General features: G+C 68.0%; 1 protein-coding gene. It reads left to right on the top strand.

The annotated features are described in order from the left end of the window. Positions 1 to 6,486 (top strand): non-ribosomal peptide synthetase (locus A5625_RS12395; protein WP_156748164.1); only part of this gene is annotated, 6,486 nt, incomplete at both ends.

Here is a 6,486-nt window from a genome sequence, read left to right as displayed (position 1 = left end):
ACCCCGATGCCGTTGCACACCAACACCGCTCGGATGGACTTGACGTTCTCACTGGCCGAACGGTTCACCGCGTCCGGTCAGCGCGCGGGCATCGCCGTGACCGCGGAATACCGCACCGACGTCTTCAACGCCGACACCGTCGAGGCGATGATCGAGCGACTGCAGCGGCTGTTGACGGCCGTCACCGCCGAGCCCGACCGTCGGCTGTCCTCGGTGGACCTGCTGGACACCGCCGAGCACACCCGACTGGCGAAGTGGGGCAACGAGGCGGTGCTGGCCGAGCCGATGCAGCCGGTGACGGTGGCGGGGCTGTTCGCCGCGCAGGCGGCGCGCACTCCGGACGCGGTGGCGCTGACGTTCGAGGACCGGTCGATGACGTATCGCGAGCTCGACGAGGCGGCGAACCGGTTGGCGCATCTGCTGGTGGATCGCGGCGCAGGTCCGGGAGAGTTTGTGGCACTGCTGTTTTCGCGGTCGGCCGAGGCGATCGTGTCGATCCTGGCGGTGCTCAAGTCCGGGGCGGCGTATCTGCCGATCGATCCCGCGTTGCCGGCGGCCCGAATCGAGTTCATGCTCACCGACGCCGCGCCGATGGCCGCAATCACCACCGCGGCGCTGGCCGACACGTTCGACGGGTTCGACCTGATCGTCATCGACGTCAATGACCCGGCCGTCGCGGTGCAGCCGGTGGTAGCGCCGCCGGCCCCGGCGCCCAACGATCTGGCTCACCTGATCTATACCTCGGGCACCACCGGAGTGCCCAAAGGCGTTGCAGTTACCCAACATAACGTTGCACAACTATTCGACGACCTGCGGCTGGGTTTCGCCTTGTCGGCCGAGCAGGTATGGACCCAATTTCACTCCTACGCCTTCGACTTCTCGGTGTGGGAGATCTGGGGTGCACTTTTGCATGGCGGACGGCTGGTGGTGGTGCCCGATTCGGTGGCGCGGTCCCCGGAAGAGTTCCACACCCTGCTGGTCCGCGAGGGCGTCACGGTGTTGACCCAAACCCCCTCGGCGGTGGGACTTTTGTCCACCGAAGGGCTGGACCGAACAGCGCTGGTGATTGGGGCGGAGCCGTGCCCGCCCGAGCTGGTGGACCGCTGGGCACCGGATCGGGTGATGGTCAATGTATATGGCCCCACCGAAACCACCATGTGGGCCTGCAAGAGTGCACCACTGCGGGCTGGGTCGGGCTTCCCGCCGATCGGCTCCCCGGTGACGAGGGCCGCCTTCTTCGTCCTTGATGAGTGGTTACGTCCGGTGCCGGCGGGAGTGGTCGGCGAACTGTACCTGGCCGGACAAGGTGTCGGCGTGGGATATTGGCGCCGCCCCGGGTTGACCGCATCGCGGTTCATGGCCTGCCCGTTCGGCGCACCCGGAACCCGCATGTACCGCACCGGCGACTTGGTGTGCTGGGGCCCCGACGGACAACTGCGCTACCTCGGCCGCGCCGACGAACAGGTCAAGGTGCGCGGCTACCGCATCGAACTCGGCGAAATCCAGGCGGCGCTGTCCGCGCTCGACGGGGTCGAGCAGGCCGTAATCATCGCCCGGGAGGACCGCCCCGGCGACAAGCGCCTGGTGGGTTATGTCACCGGAGCCGTAGACCCGGCCAAGGCGCGCGCGGCATTGGCCGAGCGGTTGCCGGGCTACATGGTCCCGACGGCGGTCGTGGCGCTGGATGCGCTACCGGTAACGGTCAACGGCAAGCTCGACGCCCGCGCCCTGCCTGCACCCGACTATCGGACCGTCGACAATTACCGCGCCCCGAGCACCGCGGTCGAAGAGATTTTGGCCGGCATCTACGCACAAGTGCTGGGCGCCGAACGCGTCGGGGTCGACGACTCGTTCTTCGACCTGGGCGGCGATTCGCTGACCACCATGCGCCTGGTCACCGCGATCAACTCGGCGCTGGAATCCGATCTTCCGGTTCGCGTCGTGTTCGAGGCGCCCACCGTTGCGCAGTTGGCACCGCGCATCGCGGAGAATGCGGGCGGCCTGGAGCCGCTGGTGGCCGGGGAGCGGCCCGAGGCGGTACCGCTGTCGTTCGCACAGAACCGGTTGTGGTTCATCGACCAATTCCAAGGTCCCTCACCGCTGTACAACATGGCGGCGGCATTGCGCCTGCGCGGGCGCCTCGATGCCGAGGCCCTCGGCGCGGCGCTGGCCGACGTGGTGACCCGGCACGAAAGCCTGCGCACCCTGTTCCCGGCGCACGAGGGAACCCCGCAACAGGTGGTGGTGCCCGTCGAGCGCGCCGAATTCGGCTGGGATGTCGTCGACGCCACCGGGTGGCCGGCAAGCCGGCTGGACGACGCCGTCAAGGCGGTGACCCGCTACACATTTGATCTGGCATCCGAGATACCCATCCGGGCACAGCTTTTCGCGGTCGCCGCGGATGAACACGTGCTGGTGATCGTGGTGCACCACATCGCCGCGGACGGCTTGTCCCTCACCCCGCTGGGTGCTGACTTGAGCGTGGCCTACACCAGCCGGTGCACCGGGCGGGCCCCGGGATGGGCCGAATTGCCGGTGCAGTACATCGATTACACCCTGTGGCAGCGTGCCCAATTCGGTGACCTCGAGGACAGCACCAGCCGTATCGGCACCCAGCTGGCCTACTGGGAGCAGGCCTTGGCCGGCATGCCCGAACGGTTGCAGTTGCCCACTGATCGGCCCTACCCGCCGGTTGCCGATCAGCGCGGCGACAGTGTGGTCGTGGGCTGGCCCGCGGAGCTGCAGGAGCAAGTCCGCCGACTGGCCCGCGAGCACAACGCGACCAGCTTCATGGTGGTGCAGGCCGCCCTGGCGGTATTGCTGTCCAAGATCGGCGCGAGTTCCGATGTGGCGGTGGGCTTCCCGATTGCCGGGCGCCGCGACCCCGCCCTCGACCCGCTCGTCGGCTTCTTCGTCAACACCTTGGTGCTGCGGGTAGACCTGGCCGGCGATCCCAGCTTCACCGAACTGTTGGAACGCGTCCAGGCAAGCAGCCTGGCGGCGTTCGAACACCAGGATGTGCCGTTCGAGGTGCTGGTGGAGCGGGTCAACCCGACCCGCAGCCTGACGCATCACCCGCTGGTGCAGGTGATGCTGGCCTGGCAGAACTTCACCGGGCACGATGACCCGGCCGCCGGTCTGGCATTGGGTGACCTCGAGGTCACGTCCGTGCCGGTGGAGGACCAGTCAGCCCGCATGGACCTGGTGTTCTCCCTCGCCGAGCGCTGGAACGCCTCCGGTGAAGCCGCCGGTATCGGCGGACGGGTGGAATTCCGCACCGACGTGTTCGACGCGTCAACCATCGAGACACTGATCGCACGGTTGCAGCGGGTGCTTACGGCCATGACCGCCGATCCCACCCACCTGTTGTCGTCGGTGGATCTGCTCGACGAGGCCGAGCACGCCCGCCTGAATGAACTTGGGAACAAAGCCGTTTTGACCACATCGGTGAGTACACCGGTGTCGGTGCCCGAACTGTTCGCCACCCAGGCGGACAGGGCGCCGGAGGCGGTGGCGCTGGTCTGCGAGGACCTGTCGGTGACATACCGGGAGCTGGACGAGGCGTCGAACCGATTGGCGCATTATCTGGCGGAGCACGGGGCCGGCCCGGGACAGACTGTGGCGCTGCTGTTTTCGCGGTCAGCCGAGGCGATCGCGTCGATCCTCGCGGTGCTCAAGACCGGGGCGGCATACCTGCCGATCGATCCGTCCTCGCCGGATGCCCGGATCGAGTTCATGCTGGGCGACGCCAAGCCGGTCGTCGCGGTCACCACCGCCGATCTGGCCGGGCGGTTCGACGGCCACGGCGTGGCCGTCCTCGACGTCAATGATCGACGCATCGACACCCTGCCCGAAACCGGCCTGCCGTTGCCGGAGCCAGAGGGTGTGGCCTATCTGATCTACACCTCGGGCACCACCGGTGTCCCCAAAGGCGTTGCTGTTACTCACCGCAACGTGACCGAGCTGATGAGCTCGCTGGATGCCGGCCTGCCGGCCCCGGGAGTGTGGTCGCACAATCACTCGTTGGCGTTCGACGTCTCGGTGTGGGAGATCTTCGGCGCGCTGCTGCGCGGCGGTCGGCTGGTGGTGGTGCCAGAGTCGGTGGCGCGTTCACCGCAAGACCTGCACGACGTCCTGGTCGCCCGGGAAGTCAGCGTGTTGACCCAGACACCGTCGGCGTTGGCGATGCTGTCACCCGAGGGGCTGGAGTCGGTGTCGCTGGTGACTGCGGGTGAAGCCTGCCCGGTCGACGTGGTGGATCGGTGGGCGCCCGGACGGGTAATGGTCAATGCCTACGGCCCGACCGAGACGACCATGTGCGTGACCATCAGCGCCCCGTTGACCCCAGGCGGCAACGGGCCGGTGCCGATCGGGTCTCCGGTGCCCGGGGCGGCGCTGTTCGTGCTCGACAAGTCGTTGCGGCCGGTTCCGCCCGGCGTCGTCGGTGAGCTGTATGTCGCCGGATCCTGTGTGGCCGCAGGGTATGTCGGCCGGCCCGGTCTGACCGCATCGCGGTTCGTCGCCTGCCCGTTCGGCGGAGCCGGAATGCGCATGTATCGCACCGGTGACCTGGTGCGCTGGAACGCCGACGGACAACTGCAGTACTTCGGCCGTGCTGACGAGCAGGTCAAGGTTCGCGGCTACCGCATCGAACTCGGCGAGATCCAATCCGCGCTGGCCGGACTCGACGGAGTCGATCAGGCCGTCGTCATCGCGCGGGAGGACCGTCCCGGTGACAAACGTCTCGTCGGCTACGTCACCGGCGGAGCCGACGCGGCCCTGGCGCGCACTGCGCTGGCCGAACGGCTGCCCGCCTTCATGGTCCCGGCCGCGGTGGTGGCACTCGACGCAATCCCGTTGACCGCCAACGGCAAACTGGACGCTCGCGCCCTGCCGGCACCCGAATACACCGTCGGCGGGTACTGTGCTCCGGAAACGCCCACCGAAGAGATCCTGGCCGGCATCTACGCCGAAATCCTCGACGTCGATCGGGTCGGCATCGACGACTCCTTCTTCGACCTCGGCGGCGACAGCATCTCCGCGATGCGGCTGATCGCCGCGATCAACGCCAGCCTGGACGCCGGCCTCGCGGTACGCGTGGTGTTCGAGGCGCCGACGATCGCCCAGTTGGCACCGCGGATCGGCGAGGGCGGAAGCGGACTGGAGCCGTTGACGGCGGGGGAGCGGCCCGCGGTGGTGCCATTGTCATTCGCGCAGAACCGATTGTGGTTCCTGGACCAACTGCAAGGACCGTCACCGGTTTACAACATGGCGGCCGCGCTGCGGTTGGACGGTCACCTCGACGCCGATGCGCTGGGCGCCGCACTGGGCGACGTGGTGGCCCGCCACGAAAGCCTGCGCACCCTGTTCGCGGCCCCCGAGGGAACGCCCCAGCAGGTGGTAATCCCCGCGGAGAAGGCCGATTTCGGCTGGGAGGTGGTCGATGCCGGCCACTGGTCGGCAGACCAGCTGGAGGAGGCCATCGGCACCACGGCCCGTTATACCTTTGACCTGTCCGGCCAAATCCCGTTGCGGGCACAGCTTTTCCGCATCGGAGACGATCGGCATGTGCTGGTGGCCGTGGTGCACCACATCGCCGCCGACGGCATGTCCATCGCCCCGCTGGTACGTGACCTGGGAGTGGCGTATGCCAGCAGGGCGGCCGGGCGCGGCCCCGACTGGGCACCGTTGCCGGTGCAGTATGTGGATTACACGCTGTGGCAACGAGCGCAATTCGGCGATCTGGACGACCGCAACAGCCGCATCGCCGCCCAGCTGTCGTACTGGGAAGACGCCTTGACCGGGATGCCCGAGCGGGTACAGCTGCCCACCGACCGGCCCTACCCGATGGTGGCCGATCAGCGCGGCGCGACAGTGGAAATCGACTGGCCGGTCGAGCTACAACGCCGGGTCGGCGACGTGGCTCGCCAGCACAATGCCACCAGCTTCATGGTGGTCCAGGCCGCGCTCACCGTGCTGCTGTCCAAGCTCGGCGCCAATCCCGATGTGGCGGTCGGCTTTCCGATCGCCGGCCGGCGCGACCCGGCGCTCGACGAGCTGGTGGGCTTCTTCGTCAACACCCTGGTGCTGCGCGTCGACGTGGCCGGCGACCCCACCTTCGCCGAGGTGCTGTCCCAGGTGCGCCAGCGCAGCCTGTCCGCCTATGAGCACCAGGACGTGCCGTTCGAGGTGCTGGTGGAGCGGCTCAACCCGACCCGCAGCCTGACGCATCACCCGCTGGTGCAGGTGATGCTGGCCTGGCAGAACTTCGCCGGTCAGGACAGCGGCCCGGCCGCTGGACTGTCCTTGGGAGATGTCGACGTCACGCCGATGCCGGTGGACACCCAAACCGCCCGGATGGACCTGACCTTCTCACTGGGCGAACGCTTCAGCGATGCCGGACAGCCCGCCGGCATCGGCGGAACGGTCGAATACCGCACCGACGTGTTCGACGCGGCCGGCATCGAGGCGCTGATCGCTCGGTTG

This window comes from Mycobacterium sp. 1465703.0, assembly GCF_001672975.1.
Taxonomy (GTDB): domain Bacteria; phylum Actinomycetota; class Actinomycetes; order Mycobacteriales; family Mycobacteriaceae; genus Mycobacterium.
The sequence above is the reverse complement of the archived record's forward strand: the minus strand, read 5'-3'. Positions and strand labels throughout refer to the sequence as shown.